The sequence below is a fragment of the Anaerolineales bacterium genome (assembly GCA_019637755.1).
In the GTDB taxonomy this organism is placed as follows: Bacteria; Chloroflexota; Anaerolineae; order Anaerolineales; family UBA11579; genus JAMCZK01.
Genome location: JAHBVC010000001.1, coordinates 1290210 through 1307120 on the forward strand (window position 1 = coordinate 1290210; position 16911 = coordinate 1307120).

Below are 16911 nucleotides of genomic sequence, written 5' to 3' on the forward strand. Positions count from 1 at the left end.
TAGACGCTTAGGCTGTTCAGCTCAATTTTTCGAACAAAATGGCTTCGATACGCTCGGCGGTGCGCCCATCCCACAGGTCAGGCTGTTGCGGCGGCGTCTTTTGGCCGCTCAGGGCGCGGTAGCCAGCCAGGATGCCCTCAGGGCTGTTCCCTACCAGGCGGTTACCGCCCATCTGCAAGGTGATCGGGCGCTCGGTGTTCTCACGCGCCGTGAGACACGGCACACCCAGCACGGTGCTCTCTTCTTGGATGCCGCCCGAATCGGTGAGGATGAATTGCGCTTGCGTCATCAGGCTCACAAACTCCAAATAGCCCACCGGCCCCAGCAGGCGAACACCGCTGGCCTGCAGCGCATCCAGCAAGCCCCACTCCGCCATGCGGGCGCGCGTGCGCGGGTGCACGGGGAAGATGAGCTGTACGCTGCGCTGGATCTCCACCAGCGCCTGCACGATGCCACTGAGCGCGGCTTGCTCGTCTACGTTGGAGGGGCGGTGCAGCGTCACCACGCCATACTGGCCGGGGGCTAGGGCATGCGCTTCCCAAGCCGCCAACTGCTCGGCGGCGGGCTTGAAGCGCAGCAAGCTATCCACCATGATGTTGCCTACGCGGTAAATGCGCTCAGCAGGGATACCCGCGGCAGCCAAATTCTCGTCCGCATCCGGCGAAGGGGTGAACAAATAATCCGCCAGCACATCCGCCACAATGCGATTGTGCTCCTCCGGCATCTCGCGGTCAAAGCTGCGCAGACCCGCTTCCACATGCGCCAAGGGAATAGCGAGCTTGTTGGCTGCGATGGAAGCGGCCAAGGTGGAGTTCACATCGCCAAACACCACGACCATATCGGGGCGGTTGGCAGTGAATTCAGCATCTAAGGCCAGAATGGTGCGCGCTACTTGCTCATTGACGCTGCCACCGTGAATATCCAGATACAAGTCAGGCTCGGCCATCTGCAGCTGCGTGAAGAACACATCTGACATGTTGGCGTCAAAGTGTTGGCCGGTATGGATCAAGCGCGCCGTCAAACGCCCTTTGGCCTGCACGACTGCCATCAGCGGCGCGGCCTTCATAAAGTTGGGGCGTGCCCCCACCACCAAGGCCAATTGCTTGTTCATGCGCGCATCAACTCCGCCGCCTGGGCAGCCACATGCTGGCCGATGGCCAAGCTGGCCGTAGCCCCAGGCGAGGGCGCATTGAGTACATGCAGCCAACCATCACCGTAGGCAAAGCGGAAGTCTTCCACCAGCTTGCCATCCTTATCCACGGCCTGGGCGCGCACCCCCGCCCGCGCCGGCAGCAGATCGCCCGCCTGGATGGCGGGCATCATCTTCTGCACATCACGCGCAAACACGCGCACGCTGCCCGAGCGCACCAGCTCACCCAGGCCGGCACGCAGGTTGGGCAGCACCAGCCGCCAGAAGCCGCTGTAACTCAGCGACTCTAGCGTCTCGCCCAGATCAAAATCACGGCTGAAATAGCCTTCGCGCCGCAAACTAAAGACTGCATTGGGGCCTACCAGCACTTCGCCATCGGTCATACGCGTCAAGTGCACGCCAAGGAAGGGAAAGCGCGGGTCCGCCAAGGGGTAGACCATGCCGCGCACCAGATGCTGTGCCTCAGGGCGCAGGCGGAAGTATTCGCCACGGAACGGCACGATACGCAAGCCGGGGTCAACGCCGGTTTGGCGCGCCAGCCGGTCACTATACAAACCGCCGCAGTTTACAGCAATACGCGTTTGCACCTCACCATTGCTGGTTTTTAGGTGCAATACGCCATTTTTGCGCTCGAAGCGCTGTAATTTGGCGCCCAAGCGCACATCTGCGCCCGCCTTGGCCAGTTCTGCCGCCAACGTGCGCGCCACCTGCTTGTAATCTACAATGCCTGCTTGCGGCACCCAGATGGCTTGCAGGGCGGTGACATGCGGCTCAATCTCAGCAATGCGCTCCGGCCCCACAATCTCCAACGCCAGGCCGTTCTCGGTGCCGCGCGCATACAGGGGCTGCAAGCGCGGCAGTTCCTCCTCGCTAGTGGCGACGATGAGCTTGCCGGTCATCTGATACGTGATCTTGTGCTCATCACAGAAGGCCAGCATCGCGGTGCGCCCGGCGGCGGTGAGCTGTGCCTTAAGGCTGCCCTGCTTGTAGTAGATGCCGGAGTGCAGCACGCCGCTATTGCGGCCCGATTGGTGCGCGGCTACCTCAGGCTCCTTCTCCAACACAGCCAATGAGCTGCCGGGGTATTTTTGCAGCAGGGCACGCGCCGTAGCCAGGCCGATCAGGCCGCCGCCAATGACTGCAAAGTCATACACTTTGGTTTGCATACTAGGCAGCATGATAACCCAGCCCAAACTTGACGCAGGTGTGCCGACACACTAAAATCGCGGGGTTCATTAACATGCAACTGGGTGGTTGTTTGTCGTACGACAAACACAACTGCGAAGCCGGTGAGACTCCGGCGCTGTCGCGCAACTGTGATCCGTCAGCTTAGACGGTAAGCCAGGTCGCCGGCCCAGCTTGCGCAAGCACAATCCTCGACGATGGGAGGTGCCGTACCGCTCAAGCCCACTTGCTTGACAGTTGCCCCTTCCCTGCCGCGTGCAGGGAATTTTGTTTAATCTGATCACTAAGGAGTTTAACGTGAAGAAACGTATCCTCAGCAGCTTGCTGCTTGTAGCCCTGCTTGCCGCCTGCGCGCCGGCTGCTGCCGCAGTCACCGAGGCGCCCGCCGCGGTAGTCGCCGCTACCGAAGCGCCTGCCGTAATCGACACCAGCATTAACCTGGTGGATGACCTCGGCCGCGAAGTGAGCCTGGCGGCCCCGGCGGCACGCATCGTCTCGCTGGCGCCCTCCAACACCGAATTGCTGTTCGCAGTGGGCGCCGGTGAGCAGGTGGTGGGCCGTGACCCGTATTCCAACTTCCCTGAAGAAGCCAGCAGCATCGCTGACATTGGCGACACCTACGCCAGCCTGAACACGGAATTCATCCTCAGCCTGGAGCCCGACCTGGTGCTGGCGGCGGGCATTACGCCGCCCGAACAGGTAGAGCAGCTTGAGCAGGTCGGCATCACCGTCTACTGGCTCGGTAACCCGACGGACCTGGAAGGCTTGTACCGTAACCTGGAAACTGTCGGCCTGCTCACCGGCCACGAGACTGAGGCGCTTGCCGCGGTGGACGCACTGAGTGCGCGTGCCGAAGCCGTGCTCAGCAAAGTAGCCACCGTCACCGAGAAACCCACGGTCTTCTATGAAGTCGATGGCCAAACCGATCCCAACGCGCCGTTCACGGCGGGCGCCGGTAGCTTCATTGACTTGATCATCAACCTGGCGGGCGGTAGCAACGTCGCCGGCGAGGTGGAAGGCTACTTCCCCTTCAGCATCGAGGATCTATTGGTCGCTGACCCGGATGTAATCCTGCTGGGCGATTTTGCCTGGGGCGCCACCGTCGAATCCGTGGCGGCGCGTGCCGGTTGGGGCAGCCTGTCTGCCGTCACCAACGGGCAGGTCTATCCCTTCAATGATGACCACATGACCCGCCCCGGCCCGCGTTTGATCAACGCCCTGGAAGAGCTGGCCGTTCTGCTGCACCCCGATCTGTTTGAGTAACTACTGAACGCCTGGATGGCAGGGCTCCCCACCTGCCATCCAGGCAACTTACGATGAAAGCTTTTATCCGCCGCCACCCCTTCCTGATCACCAGCTTGCTGCTAGCTAGCGCGTTCATCCTCAGCGTAGCGCTTGGCTCGGTACTCATCCCGCCGCTGCACATCCTCAACTCCTTGCTGGGCTTTGAAAGCCTGCAAAGCACCTTTGCTACCATCCTGTACGAGATCCGTTTGCCGCATGCCGTGCTGGTACTGCTGACCGGCGCGGCGTTAGCCGCCAGTGGCACCGCCTACCAGGGCCTGTTCCGCAACCCGCTGGCCGATCCGTACTTGATCGGCGTGGCCTCCGGCGCCGGGCTGGGCGCCATTACCATGATGGCGCACGATTGGCCCAAGGATTGGCTGGGCTTCTACAGCGTGCCCGCGGCGGCCTTTGCCGGCGCGCTGCTAACGGTAGCCGTCGTCTATTGGGTGGCCCGCCTGGGCAAGACCCTGCCAGTCACTACGTTGATCCTGGCTGGTGTGGCGGTAAGCACTTTTGCCACTTCATTGAGCTCATTCCTGATGTTGCAATCCGAAAGCGAGCTGCGCCGGGCGATCGCCTGGCTGCTCGGTGGGGCAACCTTGAGCGGTTGGCAACCCGTGCTGGCGATGCTGCCCTATGTGGTGGTGGGCGTGGTGGTGCTACTGCTCTCCGGGCACCAACTCAACGTGTTGCAAACCGGCGAAGAGCAGGCCGAGCAGCTCGGCTTGCCCGTGGAACGCTTGAAGCTACTCCTGATCGTGGCCGCCTCGCTGGCGGCTGCCGCGGCGGTGGCCTTTTCGGGGATGATCGGCTTCATCGGCCTGGTGATCCCGCATACTCTGCGCCTGATCTGGGGCGGTGACCATCGCCGCCTGTTGCCGCTCTCCTTATTGGGCGGCGGCGCAGCGCTGCTGCTTTCCGATGCCGTGGCGCGCACCGTGCTTTCTCCGCAAGTGGTGCCCGTGGGCATCGTCACCGCGTTGGTAGGGGTGCCCTTCTTTTTATGGCTGCTGCGCCGCGCCAAGGCGCAGTTGTATTGGTGATGCCATGCTGAGCATCCACGATCTGCATCTGGCGTATGGCCCGCACACTGTCTTGCAGGGGCTCAATCTCTCGTTGGCCCCCGGCGAGATCCTCGGCTTGATCGGGCCGAATGGCGCCGGCAAGAGCAGCTTGATCCGCGCCCTGAGCGGAGTGCACAAGCCACAGCAAGGAAAGATCCAAATCAACCGGGAAGACCTTGCTGATCTGTCCGCCGCCCAACGGGCACGCTGGATCAGTGTGGTGCCGCAATCCACACAATTGCCCCCGGCGTTTACCGTCTACGAATGTGTGGCGCTCGGGCGCACCCCGCACCTGAACTGGCTGGGCCAGCTCGGCCGGCGCGATCGCGAGAAAGTGGCCTGGGCGCTGGAGACCACCGAGATGGCTGCGCTGCAAGACCGCCGCGCCGGTGAACTCTCCGGCGGTGAACAGCAGCGCGTGCTGCTGGCGCGCGCCCTGGCACAGGATTGTCCGATCGTGCTGCTGGATGAGCCCACCGCCCACCTGGACTTGCACCATCAAGTGGCCATTCTGAGCGTGGTGCGCCAACTGGCTCAGCAGCGCCAATTGGCGGTGGTGGCCGCGCTGCACGATCTCAACCTGGCCGCCATGTTCGCCCAGCGGCTGGCCTTGCTGCACCAGGGGCGCCTGCAAGCCATCGGCACCCCGCACGAAGTGCTGACTGAAGCACGCCTGGCCGCAGCCTACGGCGTGGGCACCCGCATCCTCACCACACCGCAGGATGGGCGGCCCTGGGTGATCCTGCAAGACAGCTAATTTCAGCTATAAATTTCACGGCGCGCTGGGCGGCGCATGCGTACAATGCGCGCATAGTGGCCAAACACATTCTCATCGTTGAAGAGCAGGCGCAAACCGCCAACGCACTGCTGGAAGGGCTGAGCAGCCTGGGCCCGGCGGTACACGCCGAGCAGGTCAGCTCAGCCGCGGCGGCTTTGCAGGTCCTGGCGCAGCGTGCCCCCGACTTGTTGATCGCCGATCTGTTGCTGCCCGGCATCTCTGGCCTGGAGCTGATGGCGCGCTTTCGCCAGCAGCAGCCCGCGGTGGGCGTGATCCTGCTGAGCCAGGCGCATGACGAAGCGTTGCGCAGCCAGGCTGCGCGCAGCGGTGCCAATGGCTTTTTCTTCAAGCCCTTTGAGCTGGCCGATGTCCTGGATGCGGTCGAGCGACACCTGGGCCTGGTGAAAACCAGCCTGCCGGCTGAGCTGGCCGTGATCGCCGAGGCCGCCGCAGACGCCGATACCGCTCACCTGCTCGCCGAGCTACGTCAGACGCTACAAGCCTATTGCGTTGCCTTGCTTTCGGCGCGCGGCCAGGTGTTGGCGCGCGCCGGGGTGCTGCCCAACCCGCAACTCGAAGCCGAGTTGTTGCCATATCTGCTGAACGCCCGGCGCGCCGCCCAGCACATGGCCCGCGTACTGGGAAGCGCCGCGCCAGATGATCTGCTCACCATCCGGGGCGCGCAGGAGCACCTGCACCTGGCCAACCTGGCGGATGGACGCGGCCTGTGCATCCTCACCCGTCCACTCAGCGCGGCCCGCACAGCCGCGCTGGCGCAAGCGCTGCAACGCAGCGCGCGGCAACTGGCCGGCGCCAGCCCACTGCCCACCCCCGCCGGCCCGGCGCACACGGAAACTGACCCCGAACTGGAGCAATTATTGACGCAGGCGGACACCCGCCCGACCCCGGTGGCCGCCGAACGCTTTTGGCAGCCCACCGAACTCAACGCGCGCCCGTTGGCCGGTGCGCTCAGCTATGCCCAGGCGGCCCAGATCGGCCTGACGCCACAGCAATAGCGCTGTGGGCATGTTACAATTTTGCGCCTTCGGCTAGCCGAACGCTGGGGCGTGGTGCAATGGCAGCACACCGGACTTTGAATCCGTGGATCCTGGTTCGAGTCCAGGCGCCCCGACTTGCCGTTTCAAACATGCAAGCCTCAGAAGACCCTCTCCCTGATTCTTCATTTCACTATGTAGCCTCTCACCCTGCCAAGGAGTGGGCGGAATGAGCATACGCATCATCATCCTGGCGGCTGGCAAGGGCACGCGCATGCGCTCGCGCAGGGCCAAGATTCTGCACCCCATCGGCGGCCGCCCGATGGTGCAGTACGCCCTGGATGCAGCACGCCAAGCCAGCGCGCAGCCCCCGGTACTGGTCATCGGCCATCAGGCGGATCACATTCGCCAGGCGGTCGGCGCCCAGGCCGAATACGTTGAGCAGCTCGAGCAGAAGGGCACCGGCCACGCCGTACTGCAGGCCAAAGAGCTGCTGGACGGGCAAGCTGAGCACATTCTGGTTACCAACGCGGATCTACCGCTGCTGCGCGGCGAAACTCTGGCCGCGTTAGCCGCTGCGCATACCCAGGGCCACGCCACCATCACATTGCTCACCCTGAAGCAGCGCCCGGCGCGTGGCTTTGGGCGCATCCAGCGCCAGGCTGGCCAGCCCGTAGCGATCATCGAAGAGGCCGAGGCTACGCCAGAGCAGTTACAGATCGAAGAGCTCAACGTGGGCACCTATTGCTTCGAGGCCCATTGGCTATGGGCCGCCTTGCCCCAATTGGCGCCTTCGGCCCAAAAGGGCGAGTATTACCTCACCGATCTATTGGCCCTGGCCGTAGCGCAGGGCAAGCACATCCACACCCTGGAGCTGCAAGACCCCAGCGAAGCCATCGGCATCAATACGCGCGAGCACCTGGCCGAAGCCGAGCTGGCACTGCGTCAGCGCATTAACCGGCAATGGATGCTGGCCGGCGTCACCATTCAAGACCCATTGAGCACCTATATCGAGCCGGGCGTCACCATCGGGCAAGATACCACCGTGCTGCCGAATACGATGCTGCTGGGGGATACCCAGATCGGCGAAGAGTGCTTTATCGGCCCCAACACCTCCATTCGTGACAGCCGGGTGGGCAACCTGTGCACGATCCAGGCTGCGGTGGTGGAGCACGCCATCATCGAAAACCAGGTGGATATCGGGCCCTTCGCTCACCTGCGCAAAGGTGCCCACTTGGAAGACCATGTACATATGGGCAATTTTGGTGAGATCAAAAATTCGCGCCTGGCGCCCGGGGTCAAGATGGGGCACTTCTCCTACATTGGGGATGCCACCATCGGCCGCAATGTCAATATCGGCGCGGGCACGATCACGGCCAACTATGACGGCCAAAACAAAAATCCTACGGTGATCGAAGAAGATGTCTTTATCGGCAGCGACACCATGTTGGTGGCGCCGCTACACATCGGCAAAGGTGCCCGCACGGGGGCCGGCGCCGTGGTCACCAAGGACGTAGCGCCAAATACGGTGGTGGTGGGCATTCCGGCCCGCGCCATTCGCAAACGGGAAGGTTCTGATTAGTCCGCTCATCGCTTTACTTATCGTATTACTCGCTTTGGATTTAGTGGTCACCGCCACCCGCGCCAGCCTCATCACGGTTCGCCAAACTCGCCTGGTCTCATTGGAAGACGAGCTGGGCGCCAAGGCTGCCCGCACCCTGGAACTCCTCAAGCATCGCCAAAACCTGCGCGATGCGTTGCAACTCACCCTGGCCTTGCTGCGTTTTTTGCTGGCGGGCATCGTGCTGGATTTCCTCATCCCCACCTCGCAAGGCAGCGCCTCGGCAATTAACCTTGGCGGCCTGGTGGCGGTGGGCTTTGCCATCTGGCTGGCAGAATTCTTCGTCGAGCGCCATGTGCTCAAGGATCCCGAGCGCTGGGCGCTGCGCCTTAGCGGGGTGGCGCGCGTAGTCAACACGCTGATGTACCCAATCCTCTTTGTGCTCACCCGCCTCAGCGCCCAGGAACCGAACGCCGCTCAAATGGAAACCATCACCGAGGATGAGTTGAAATCCTTCGTGGATGCCAGCGAACAGCAGGGCGTGCTGGAGCAAGACGAGCACGAGATGATCATGTCGATCGTGGAGCTGGGCGATACGCTGGTACGCGAAGTGATGGTGCCGCGTATTGACGTGTTTGCGCTCGATGTAGACACGCCACTGGAGGAGGCGCGCAACGCCATTGTGGAATCTGGCTATTCGCGTATTCCGGTCTACGAAGATACCGTGGATAACATCCTCGGCCTGCTCTATATCAAAGACATCCTCAAAGTCTGGGGCGCCAACCCGCCGGCGCCCTCTTTGCGCCAACTGCTGCGCCAGCCCTACATGGTGCCGGAATCGAAGAAGTTGAATGAGCTGCTCGCCGAAATGCAGGGCACGCGTATTCACATGGCCATTGTTGTCGATGAGTATGGGGGCGTGGCGGGCCTGGTGACGCTTGAAGATATTGTGGAAGAGATCGTGGGCGAGATCCAGGACGAGACCGACCTGGGCGAAGAGCAACCCTTCCAAAAGATCTCGGAGGATGAATATCTTTTCCCCGGGCGCATTTCGCTGGCCGAGTTCAACGAGATCATGGATGCCGATCTGAGCACAGAAAACGCTGACACGTTAGGCGGCTTTTTGTTCAGTGAGCTCGGCCGCTTGCCGCGCGCCGGTGAGCAAGTCAAGCAAGATGGCATCTTATTCACAGTAGAATTAATCAACAGCCGCCGTATTCGCCGCGTGCGTGCCGTGCGCACTACGCGCACCGTTGCGGAAGAGGAACAAGATGCCCAAGCATGAGTTAGTTCAAGCGGCCCAACAAGCCCAGCAGGCGGCCTATGCCCCCTACTCGCAGTATCGCGTGGGGGCGGCCTTGCGCACCAAAGCCGGCAAGGTATATCTGGGCGCCAATATCGAAAATGCGGCCTACCCCGATAGCATCTGTGCCGAACGCGTCGCCATCTTCACGGCCATCATGCAGGGTGAGCGCGAATTTGATGCGATCGCCGTGGTGACCCGTGATGGTGGCTCGCCCTGCGGTTCGTGCCGACAGGTACTGGCGGAGTTCGCCTTGCACGCTGAGGTGATCCTGGCCACCGAGGCCGGGGCGATCGTGCACGAATCCAGTGTAGACAAATTACTGCCGGGGGCCTTTCTTCCCAGCAATCTCGATGTAAAGCCGTAACGTTTGCATGCGCATCCTGGTGCTTAGTGACATCCATGCCAACCTTACCGCGCTGCAGGCCGTGTTGGCCCACGCCGGGGCAGTGGATGCGGTGTGGTGCCTGGGCGACGTAGTTGGCTACGGGCCAGATCCGAACGAGTGTATTGATTGCCTGGCAGCGCTGCCCAACCTGGTGTGCTTGCAAGGCAACCACGATGCCGCCGCCATCGGCCAGTTGCCGCTGGGCAGCTTCAATGCGGAGGCGCGCACCTCAATGGAATGGCTGCGCGAAAACCTGGCCGCCGATTCGCTGGCGTTTTTAACCGGCCTAGAACCCCTGCGATTGGAGCACGGCACCACCCTGGCGCACGCCAGCCCGCGCCAGCCGGTCTTGGAATATCTATTGGATAGTTACTCCGCCCTAGAGAACTTCGATTTCTTTGATACGCCGTTCTGCTTTGTGGGCCATACGCATGTGCCAGTTTTGTTTACCAAGCACGGCGTGGGCGTCAACTTGCAGGTGCCCGAGAATGATGCCGAGTTCGTGCTGCAAGAACGCTGCATTGCCAACCCGGGCTCAGTAGGCCAACCGCGCGATCGCGATCCGCGCGCCGCCTATGCCTTGTTCGACCCCGAGACAGCGGTATGGCAGCACCTGCGCGTGCCCTACGCCATCGCCGAGGTGCAAGCGCGCATGCAGGCGGCTGGCCTGCCCGAACGCCACGTCAGCCGCCTAGAGGGTGGCTGGTAAGTAGTGGAACTTTTGCCCGGCCGCTTGCGTTATATGGGTGAACCTTCAAGGAGAAGATCATGAAACTACGCACCCCTCTTTTGGCTTCCCTGTTGTTTGCCTTGCTGTTCAGCGCCTGCAGCAGCGCGGCGGCCGCCCCCAGTGATTACGATCGCGGCTACAGCGAGGCGCCAATGGCCGTGGCGCAGAACCAATCCTTCGAAATGTCTGCCGATTCGGCGGCTTCGGGGGGTGCTATGGCGCCGCAAAACACCAGCGCCGAGCGCCTGGTGATCCAAAACGCCAGCATCGCCATTGTGGTCGATCAGCCCGAAGCGAGCATGGAGGCCATTTCGCAAATGGCGGAGCGCTTCGGCGGCTTCGTGGTTGACTCGTACCTGTACCAACAATCGCTCAGCAGCGGCCTGCAAGTGCCTTACGGCAGCATCACCGTTCGCGTGCCAGCTGAGCGCTTGCAGGAAGCGCTGGGATTGATCGAAGACGGCGCCAAGACCGTGCAGAGCAAGAACCTCTCCGGCCAGGATGTAACTGCCGAATACACGGATTTGCAATCGCGCCTGCGCAACCTGCAGGATGCTGAAGTTTTGCTGCGCCAGATCATGCAAGATGCAGTGGATTCAGAAGACATCCTCACCGCCTTCAACCAGTTAAACAACATCACCGAGCAAATCGAAGTGCTCAAGGGCCAGATCAAGTACTACGAAGAAGCTGCCGCCCTCTCGGCGATCAGTGTGGAATTGACTGCCAGCCAGGCCGTGCAGCCGATCACCATTGCCGGCTGGGAGCCGGTGGGAGTGGCCAAGGATGCGATCCAGGCGCTGATCAGCGCCATGCAAGGCATAGTGAATGCGGTGATCTGGTTGGTGCTGTATGCCCTGCCGATCCTGTTGGTGCTCGGCTTGCCGCTCTACTTCCTGGTGCGCTGGCTGCGCCGCCGCCGTGCCGCAGCCAAGCCCGCCGCTCGCAAAACCGCGCCGCGGGGTAAACGCACCCGCTAACAATAAAGGATAAATAAAAAAGCCCGGCATAGCCGGGCTTTTTTATTCGCCGGCACGCGCCAGCACACGCTGCGCCGCTTTCACCAGAGGCATATCGATCATCTTGCCGTCCAGCGCAAAGGCTCCGCGGCCGGCAGCGGCGTGCTCGCTGTAGCCGGCCACCACGCGCCGCGCCCAGCTGATCGCTTCGTCGCTCGGCGTGAACGCCGCTTGCACCGGGGCAATCTGCGCCGGGTGCACGATCTGCATGCCGCTGTAGCCCAGTTGCGCACCCTGGGTCGCCAACCGGGTCAAGCCGGCACTGTCCTTGAAATCCACATGGAGCATATCGATGGCCTGCAACCCGTGAGCGGCGGCATAGGTCACCACCGCGCTGCGTGCGTAAAAGACTTCATCTGCGCCGGGAGTGCGAATAGCACCGACATCGCTGGCGAAATCTTCGGAACCGAAAACAAGCGCCACCAAGTGTGCTTCAGCACTGGCAATCGCTTGCAAATTCACTACGCCACGCGCACTTTCGATCTGAGCAAACAGGCTAAGTGTGTTGGGCGCCAACCCGCGCTGCGCTTCGGCTTGTGCCAACACCGCACCCAGCGCGCCCAGATCGGCGGCCGCGGCGGCTTTGGGCAACACCACGCCCTCCAGCTGTGGGTGCTGCACCAGCGCCAGGTCCTCGGCATGTTCGCGGCTATCGGCAGCATTGACGCGTAGCAAGCGTTCACTGGTACCAAAATCCAGCTCGCTGAGCGCTTTGGCTATCAGGCGGCGCGCCTCGGCTTTGCTGCTGGGCGCCACGCCATCTTCCAGGTCCAAACATACGCAATCGGCGCCCAGGCCAGCGGCCTTCACCATCTTGGGCCAATCGCTGCCCGGAACGTATAGCAGGGTGCGGCGCGGGCGCATCAGGCGGCCTCACGCTTTAGGAACATGACTGTGCGCTCAATCTCCACGGCCACCTCGCCAGTCTGCTTATAGGCCACATGGCGCAGGCGCACCAGGCCGCGGTCGGGCTTGCTGGTAGAGGGGCGCATCTCGAGCACTTCACTCTCCACTCGCAAGGTGTCACCGGCAAAGACCGGGGTTGGATGATTAACCCTTTCGTAGCCCAGGTTGGCAACGATCGTGCCTGCCGTCAGCTCTGAGACGGTGATGCCCACCGTGAGGCCAAAGGTAAAAATGCCGTTGACAATGCGGCGGCCAAAAGCAGTTTGCTTGGCAAATTCCTCATCCATGTGCAGGGGCTGCGTATTCATCGTCAGCCCGCTGAAGAGCACATTATCGGCCTCGGTCACCGTGCGCGTGGCCGCGTGCACAAAGCGCTGGCCAACTTGCAGGTCTTCAAAGTATTTACCCGCCATCTTCAGGCTCCAATTCCACTAGGATTTGCTCTTTATCCACGTTCTGGCCCTCAGAAACCGCAATCTGCGCCACTTTTGCAGCCTGGTTGGCCACAATACGCACTTCCATCTTCATCGCTTCCAGTAACACCAGCACGGCGCCGGCGGCAACCATCTCGCCGGGCTGCACCAGCACTTTGCGCACCTGGCCCGGCATCGGCGCGCGCAGGCTGCGTTCGGCGCCCCCAGTAGGCCCGGCACTGTGCTGGCCGGGGCTGCGGCGCAGCAGGTAGGTGTGGCCAAGCAGGTGCAGCCAAATAGCGCGGCCATCGCGGGCCCAGCGCACCGGCACAGACTGCCCGCCCACCTGCAGCCACAACGGCTGCGCATGGCCAGGCTCGGCGCGCAGCAACTCCCCGTTGATCGTCATTTCCAGTGTAGTAGCCAGGCTCAGTACTTCAACGGTTTGCACCTGGCCACGATAGTCAAACGAAAACTTCATTTCCGCTCACCACTCATACGAAAGCCGCTAGGGTGCGCCCACGGAGAATAAGGGTCTACGCCCCCCGCGGCAGTTTGGGTTTCCGCTGGCAACGATAGCAAGGTGGCCGCCAACAACGCGGCACTGGGCAACTCGGCCGCAGGCTGCCAGTGGGCGAAATCGCGTTCGAGTGTTTGCGTATCAAAATTGCCCGCGGTTACCCCGGGGTGCGCCAACACCGCCTGCAAAAAGTCGATGTTATGGCCCACGCCCAGCAGCACCGTGTGGGCCAGAGCGGCCTGCATGGCGGCCAGTGCTTGCTGGCGGTCTGCGGCGTGCACACTCAGTTTGGCGAGCAGCGGGTCATAGTGGACGCTAACTGGCTGGCCCTCGATGACGCCAGCATCTACGCGGCTCTCCGCCGGCCACTGCAAATGCAACACGCGCCCAGCCTGCGGCAGGAAACCGGCGGCCGGGTCTTCCGCATAAATGCGGCATTCGATGGCATGGCCACGCTGGGCCAGCTCGGCTTGGCTGAATGGCAGCGCTTCCCCCGCGGCCACGCGCAGCTGCCACTCCACAATATCCAATCCCGTAGTGAGTTCGGTGATCGGATGCTCGACCTGTAAGCGCGTGTTCATCTCTAGAAAATAGAATTCACGCGTAGCAGGGTCTACCAAGAATTCCACCGTGCCGGCATTGGTGTAACCTACTGCCGCGGCGGCCGCCAGCGCGGCGGCGCACATTGCCTGGCGTAGCGTGTTATCCAGCAGGGGCGAGGGCGTTTCTTCTACCACTTTTTGCCGCCGGCGCTGCAATGAGCATTCACGCTCAAACAAGTGCAGCAGCGTGCCATGCTGATCGCCGAGCACTTGCACTTCCACATGGCGGGCGACCGCCAGATATTTTTCCAACACCAGGCGCTGATCACCAAAGGCGTTGGCGGCTTCACGCCGTGCCGCGGCCATGGCTTGCGCCAACTCTTCGGCGGCCACTACCACGCGCTGGCCCACGCCGCCGCCCCCAGCCGCAGCCTTCACCAGCAATGGATAGCCAATCTCTGCTGCGGCAGCTTGCAGCGCGGCATCACTGTCTTCGCCCTGGTATCCCGGCAAAACCGGCACGCCCGCTTGCAGCATCAGTTGGCGCGCTTGGGCTTTATCACCCATGGCGCGCATCGCTGCCGGTGGTGGGCCAACCCACACCAAGCCGGCATCTATCACCGCCTGGGCAAACTCAGCATTCTCAGCCAGAAAGCCATAGCCGGGGTGCAGCGCATCAGCGCCGCTTTGCTTGGCGGCCTGCAATAGCTTGCTGGCATCTAAATACGATTGCTGCGCGGCCGCGGGGCCCAGGGGTAGCGCGGCATCGGCCACTTGGGTATGCAAGGCGCCCTCATCCGCAGCGGAATAGACCGCCACACTGCCCAGGCCCAGCTTCTTGCAGGCCTGCGCAATGCGCACGGCAATCTCGCCGCGGTTGGCGATCAGCACTTTTGTGAATGGAAATGCGGGCATGCCCACAGTATAACGAAGCGCGTCGCGGCTGCCCGGATTAGCGGCACTCCAGGGCCTGGCGAGCCTCGGCCACTACCGTGGGCATGGCTCCGGCACGCTCGATCCGCTGCCACAGCGCGCACAACAGCGGCCGCAAGAGCGGATCGGCCTGCTGGACGCGCTGGGTAAGCTGCAAAGCCTGCTCCCCATCGCCCAGATGTGCATACGCCTCGATGAAGGGCGTGTATTCGGCGGCGAAGTTGGGCGCCAGGCCGGCAGCAAACGCGGCCTGCCCCAGCGCGGCCACCTGCGGCCAGTCGTGCAACTGGCGCGCCAGGTCCGCCTGCTCAAAGTAGTAGCACCAGGTTTCCTGCGGCGCCACACTCCAAAACGGGAAGCGTGCTGCGAAATCGATGGTCTCAGGCAGGATCAATGCCTGGTTACTGAGGGCAGCAATTGGTTTGAGTTCCAGGGATAAGCCTGGATTCCACACGTCGATCTCAGGATCAATGACGCGCAGGCAGGCCGGCGGCTGGTAGCCAAAGGTCAGCTCGATCACTTGCTCGCGCGTGGCCTGATAGGGCACCAGATCATAGGCCCCATAGATCGGCTCCCCGGTTTGCAGGCCGCGCAAGCGTGTGCGGCCACGCAACTCGGCATAGAAAAATAGATGGTTGAGTTGCTGCTGGTACTGGGGAACGTCGTTGGGTGTATACAGCCAATTCACCAAACCTGTCAGAGAGTTATCAGTGTTGAAGTTCAAGGCGCGCAGTTGCGGGCTGATCACACCGGTATTGGGCGCCAGGCTGGGAATGCGCCAGGTAAGCTGGCGCGAGAAATCCTGCATGCGCAACCACTCTGCCCGGTATTGGTTGGCCATGTTGAAGTGGAACGCCACACACAAGCCCAGCAGGATCGATAGGCTGGCAAATTTAAAACGTGGCGCCACCCGCCACAAGGTCCACAGCCCTGCCAGCAGCAGGCTGGCGCCCACCATCATAGAGATGGTGAAGCGGTCATACGGAAAGGTGAGCGCGAAGGGTAGCGCCGCCACCCAGAAAGACGCACCGGAGACCAGCAAGGTCAGCAAGCCCCCCAGCACCATCCCCTTGGCGTCGCCCGCCGCGGCGCGCGTGCCTGCGGTAGCCCGAAGCACAAAAGTGCACGCGCCGATCGCCAGGACCAGCAGCGCCAGATACATATAGGTGGAGATAGCGCCTATGCGCAGTTCATTGAAGGCTTCGAGCACGCGCAGCCAGGCGCCCAAACCACCCAAGGTCACATCGCGCACCACGCTGTGGAACAGCGTCTGTAGCGTCGGCCAGAAAGACACCGCCAGGCGCCCAAACAAGACCGGATGGTACAGCGCCCCTTCCTGCTGGCTGGCCCAGTTGCGCCACAGGAATACCCCGGCAAACATGGCCGCATAGGGCAGCCACAAGCCGAGGGCGCGGCGCCAGGCGCCCCAGCGCTTGGGCTGCAGCAGCCACACGATTATCAAGGGGCGCAGCAGCTCCAGCCCATAGAAATACTCGGTGCTGAGCATGGTAGCCACCGCCAGCACGATCGAAGCGAGCACATACCCCCACACCGGGCGCCGGCCTTTGACCGCCAGCACCATCAGCGCCAGCGAGCAGAGGAACAGGGCGTAATATACGAAATAGACGCTGTAGGTGACGGCAATGCTCATTTGGCTGAAGCCAGGGTACAGCAGGAATAGCAGGGCAGCCACGCGGGCGCTCTGTTTCTCCCCCGGCCACACCAGGCGCAGCACCCAATAGAAGGCCAGCATACTGAGCCAGCGCGCCAGCAAGGTGTAGATGTGCCAGGCTACCAAGTTCATGCCTAGCGCAGAGAAGGAAAAATAATAGATCCAGCCAGAAATGGGGCGGTAGGCGGGGTAGCCCTGATAAAGCTCAGCGCCGAACTGGTGATAGATCCAACTGACCGGCCAGTCATCCCAATACATGCCCAACCAGGGGATGAGCAAGCCATAGGCAAGGAAAGCCAGCAGCAAGCTGAGCAGCGCGAATTGGTAACGGCCGAGGCGCGCGGCGAACTGCAAACCTGTATCCACTGAGCGCGATGCAAACTTTCGAACGCTCATCGATATCCCCGTGAGGGTTAATTTCAATCGAAGTTGGTGTGGAGCACGTTGTTGGGTAGCCACGAGTAACTA

At 62.2% G+C, this 16911-nt stretch carries 16 protein-coding genes, 1 tRNA gene and 1 riboswitch; of the genes, 10 read left to right on the forward strand and 7 right to left on the reverse strand.

Features of this window, described 5'->3' with window-relative positions; translation table 11 throughout:
• Nucleotides 1–16 precede the first annotated feature (16 nt).
• A complete protein-coding gene (wecB, locus tag KF821_06240; protein MBX3005413.1) occupies nucleotides 17–1111 on the reverse strand; it encodes a UDP-N-acetylglucosamine 2-epimerase (non-hydrolyzing) in 1095 nt (364 codons plus the stop codon).
• Complete coding sequence (gene lhgO, locus KF821_06245; protein ID MBX3005414.1) at nucleotides 1108–2316, reverse strand: L-2-hydroxyglutarate oxidase; 1209 nt, start codon at nucleotides 2314–2316, stop codon at nucleotides 1108–1110. The genes wecB and lhgO overlap by 4 nt, the downstream gene beginning before the upstream one ends.
• 65 nt (nucleotides 2317–2381) lie before the next feature.
• Nucleotides 2382–2523: riboswitch (cobalamin riboswitch) on the forward strand.
• 109 nt (nucleotides 2524–2632) lie between these two features.
• Between lhgO and KF821_06250 the strand changes: the two genes are divergently transcribed.
• From KF821_06250 to KF821_06295, 10 genes are all read left to right on the forward strand, one after another.
• Complete coding sequence (locus tag KF821_06250) at nucleotides 2633–3598, forward strand: ABC transporter substrate-binding protein (GenBank protein ID MBX3005415.1); 966 nt, start codon at nucleotides 2633–2635, stop codon at nucleotides 3596–3598.
• A gap of 53 nt (nucleotides 3599–3651) precedes the next feature.
• Complete coding sequence (locus KF821_06255; GenBank protein ID MBX3005416.1) at nucleotides 3652–4665, forward strand: iron ABC transporter permease; 1014 nt, start codon at nucleotides 3652–3654, stop codon at nucleotides 4663–4665.
• 4 nt (nucleotides 4666–4669) lie between these two features.
• The gene (locus tag KF821_06260) at nucleotides 4670–5443 is read left to right on the forward strand and encodes a heme ABC transporter ATP-binding protein (protein ID MBX3005417.1); all 774 of its coding nucleotides are present in this window, start codon (nucleotides 4670–4672) and stop codon (nucleotides 5441–5443) included.
• 56 nt (nucleotides 5444–5499) lie between these two features.
• Nucleotides 5500–6480, forward strand: coding sequence for a response regulator (locus KF821_06265; protein MBX3005418.1), 981 nt, complete (start codon nucleotides 5500–5502; stop codon nucleotides 6478–6480).
• A 45-nt stretch (nucleotides 6481–6525) separates the two neighbouring features.
• Nucleotides 6526–6596 (forward strand) — tRNA-Gln (locus KF821_06270).
• 92 nt (nucleotides 6597–6688) lie between these two features.
• On the forward strand, nucleotides 6689–8041 hold the full coding sequence (gene glmU / locus KF821_06275) for a bifunctional UDP-N-acetylglucosamine diphosphorylase/glucosamine-1-phosphate N-acetyltransferase GlmU (GenBank protein ID MBX3005419.1): 1353 nt from the start codon (nucleotides 6689–6691) through the stop codon (nucleotides 8039–8041).
• Nucleotides 8042–8075: 34 nt separating this feature from the next.
• Nucleotides 8076–9305: an HlyC/CorC family transporter gene (locus KF821_06280; GenBank protein ID MBX3005420.1), complete on the forward strand. Its 1230-nt coding sequence runs from the start codon at nucleotides 8076–8078 to the stop codon at nucleotides 9303–9305.
• Nucleotides 9292–9690, forward strand: a complete 399-nt coding sequence (gene cdd, locus KF821_06285; GenBank protein MBX3005421.1) for a cytidine deaminase — start codon at nucleotides 9292–9294, stop codon at nucleotides 9688–9690. Before KF821_06280 ends, cdd begins: the two co-directional genes overlap by 14 nt.
• A 7-nt stretch (nucleotides 9691–9697) precedes the next feature.
• Complete coding sequence (locus tag KF821_06290; GenBank protein MBX3005422.1) at nucleotides 9698–10420, forward strand: metallophosphoesterase family protein; 723 nt, start codon at nucleotides 9698–9700, stop codon at nucleotides 10418–10420.
• Nucleotides 10421–10479: 59 nt separating this feature from the next.
• Nucleotides 10480–11418, forward strand: a complete 939-nt coding sequence (locus KF821_06295; protein MBX3005423.1) for a DUF4349 domain-containing protein — start codon at nucleotides 10480–10482, stop codon at nucleotides 11416–11418.
• Nucleotides 11419–11460: 42 nt separating this feature from the next.
• Here the strand turns inward: KF821_06295 and KF821_06300 are convergent, their stop codons facing one another.
• The 5 genes from KF821_06300 to KF821_06320 are packed head-to-tail and all read right to left on the reverse strand — an operon-like array spanning nucleotide 11461 to nucleotide 16839.
• Complete coding sequence (locus tag KF821_06300; protein MBX3005424.1) at nucleotides 11461–12321, reverse strand: CoA ester lyase; 861 nt, start codon at nucleotides 12319–12321, stop codon at nucleotides 11461–11463.
• Nucleotides 12321–12776: a MaoC family dehydratase gene (locus KF821_06305; protein ID MBX3005425.1), complete on the reverse strand. Its 456-nt coding sequence runs from the start codon at nucleotides 12774–12776 to the stop codon at nucleotides 12321–12323. The genes KF821_06300 and KF821_06305 overlap by 1 nt, the downstream gene beginning before the upstream one ends.
• A complete protein-coding gene (locus KF821_06310; protein ID MBX3005426.1) occupies nucleotides 12766–13257 on the reverse strand; it encodes a biotin/lipoyl-binding protein in 492 nt (163 codons plus the stop codon). The genes KF821_06305 and KF821_06310 overlap by 11 nt, the downstream gene beginning before the upstream one ends.
• Nucleotides 13254–14753 carry an ATP-grasp domain-containing protein gene (locus KF821_06315; GenBank protein MBX3005427.1) on the reverse strand — a complete coding sequence of 500 codons (1500 nt, stop codon included), beginning with the start codon at nucleotides 14751–14753 and terminating at the stop codon, nucleotides 13254–13256. Before KF821_06315 ends, KF821_06310 begins: the two co-directional genes overlap by 4 nt.
• 37 nt (nucleotides 14754–14790) lie before the next feature.
• On the reverse strand, nucleotides 14791–16839 hold the full coding sequence (locus KF821_06320; GenBank protein MBX3005428.1) for a hypothetical protein: 2049 nt from the start codon (nucleotides 16837–16839) through the stop codon (nucleotides 14791–14793).
• Nucleotides 16840–16911 lie beyond the last annotated feature (72 nt).

What these genes read in the sequence shown, in the direction of transcription:
- wecB (MBX3005413.1), bottom strand. Translation starts at nt 1,111, where the DNA reads ATGAACAAGCAATTGGCCTTGGTGGTGGGGGCACGCCCCAACTTTATG.
- lhgO (MBX3005414.1), bottom strand. Translation starts at nt 2,316, where the DNA reads ATGCAAACCAAAGTGTATGACTTTGCAGTCATTGGCGGCGGCCTGATC.
- KF821_06255 (MBX3005416.1), top strand. Translation starts at nt 3,652, where the DNA reads ATGAAAGCTTTTATCCGCCGCCACCCCTTCCTGATCACCAGCTTGCTG.
- KF821_06260 (MBX3005417.1), top strand. Translation starts at nt 4,670, where the DNA reads ATGCTGAGCATCCACGATCTGCATCTGGCGTATGGCCCGCACACTGTC.
- glmU (MBX3005419.1), top strand. Translation starts at nt 6,689, where the DNA reads ATGAGCATACGCATCATCATCCTGGCGGCTGGCAAGGGCACGCGCATG.
- cdd (MBX3005421.1), top strand. Translation starts at nt 9,292, where the DNA reads ATGCCCAAGCATGAGTTAGTTCAAGCGGCCCAACAAGCCCAGCAGGCG.
- KF821_06290 (MBX3005422.1), top strand. Translation starts at nt 9,698, where the DNA reads ATGCGCATCCTGGTGCTTAGTGACATCCATGCCAACCTTACCGCGCTG.
- KF821_06295 (MBX3005423.1), top strand. Translation starts at nt 10,480, where the DNA reads ATGAAACTACGCACCCCTCTTTTGGCTTCCCTGTTGTTTGCCTTGCTG.
- KF821_06300 (MBX3005424.1), bottom strand. Translation starts at nt 12,321, where the DNA reads ATGCGCCCGCGCCGCACCCTGCTATACGTTCCGGGCAGCGATTGGCCC.
- KF821_06305 (MBX3005425.1), bottom strand. Translation starts at nt 12,776, where the DNA reads ATGGCGGGTAAATACTTTGAAGACCTGCAAGTTGGCCAGCGCTTTGTG.
- KF821_06310 (MBX3005426.1), bottom strand. Translation starts at nt 13,257, where the DNA reads ATGAAGTTTTCGTTTGACTATCGTGGCCAGGTGCAAACCGTTGAAGTA.
- KF821_06315 (MBX3005427.1), bottom strand. Translation starts at nt 14,753, where the DNA reads ATGCCCGCATTTCCATTCACAAAAGTGCTGATCGCCAACCGCGGCGAG.
- KF821_06320 (MBX3005428.1), bottom strand. Translation starts at nt 16,839, where the DNA reads ATGAGCGTTCGAAAGTTTGCATCGCGCTCAGTGGATACAGGTTTGCAG.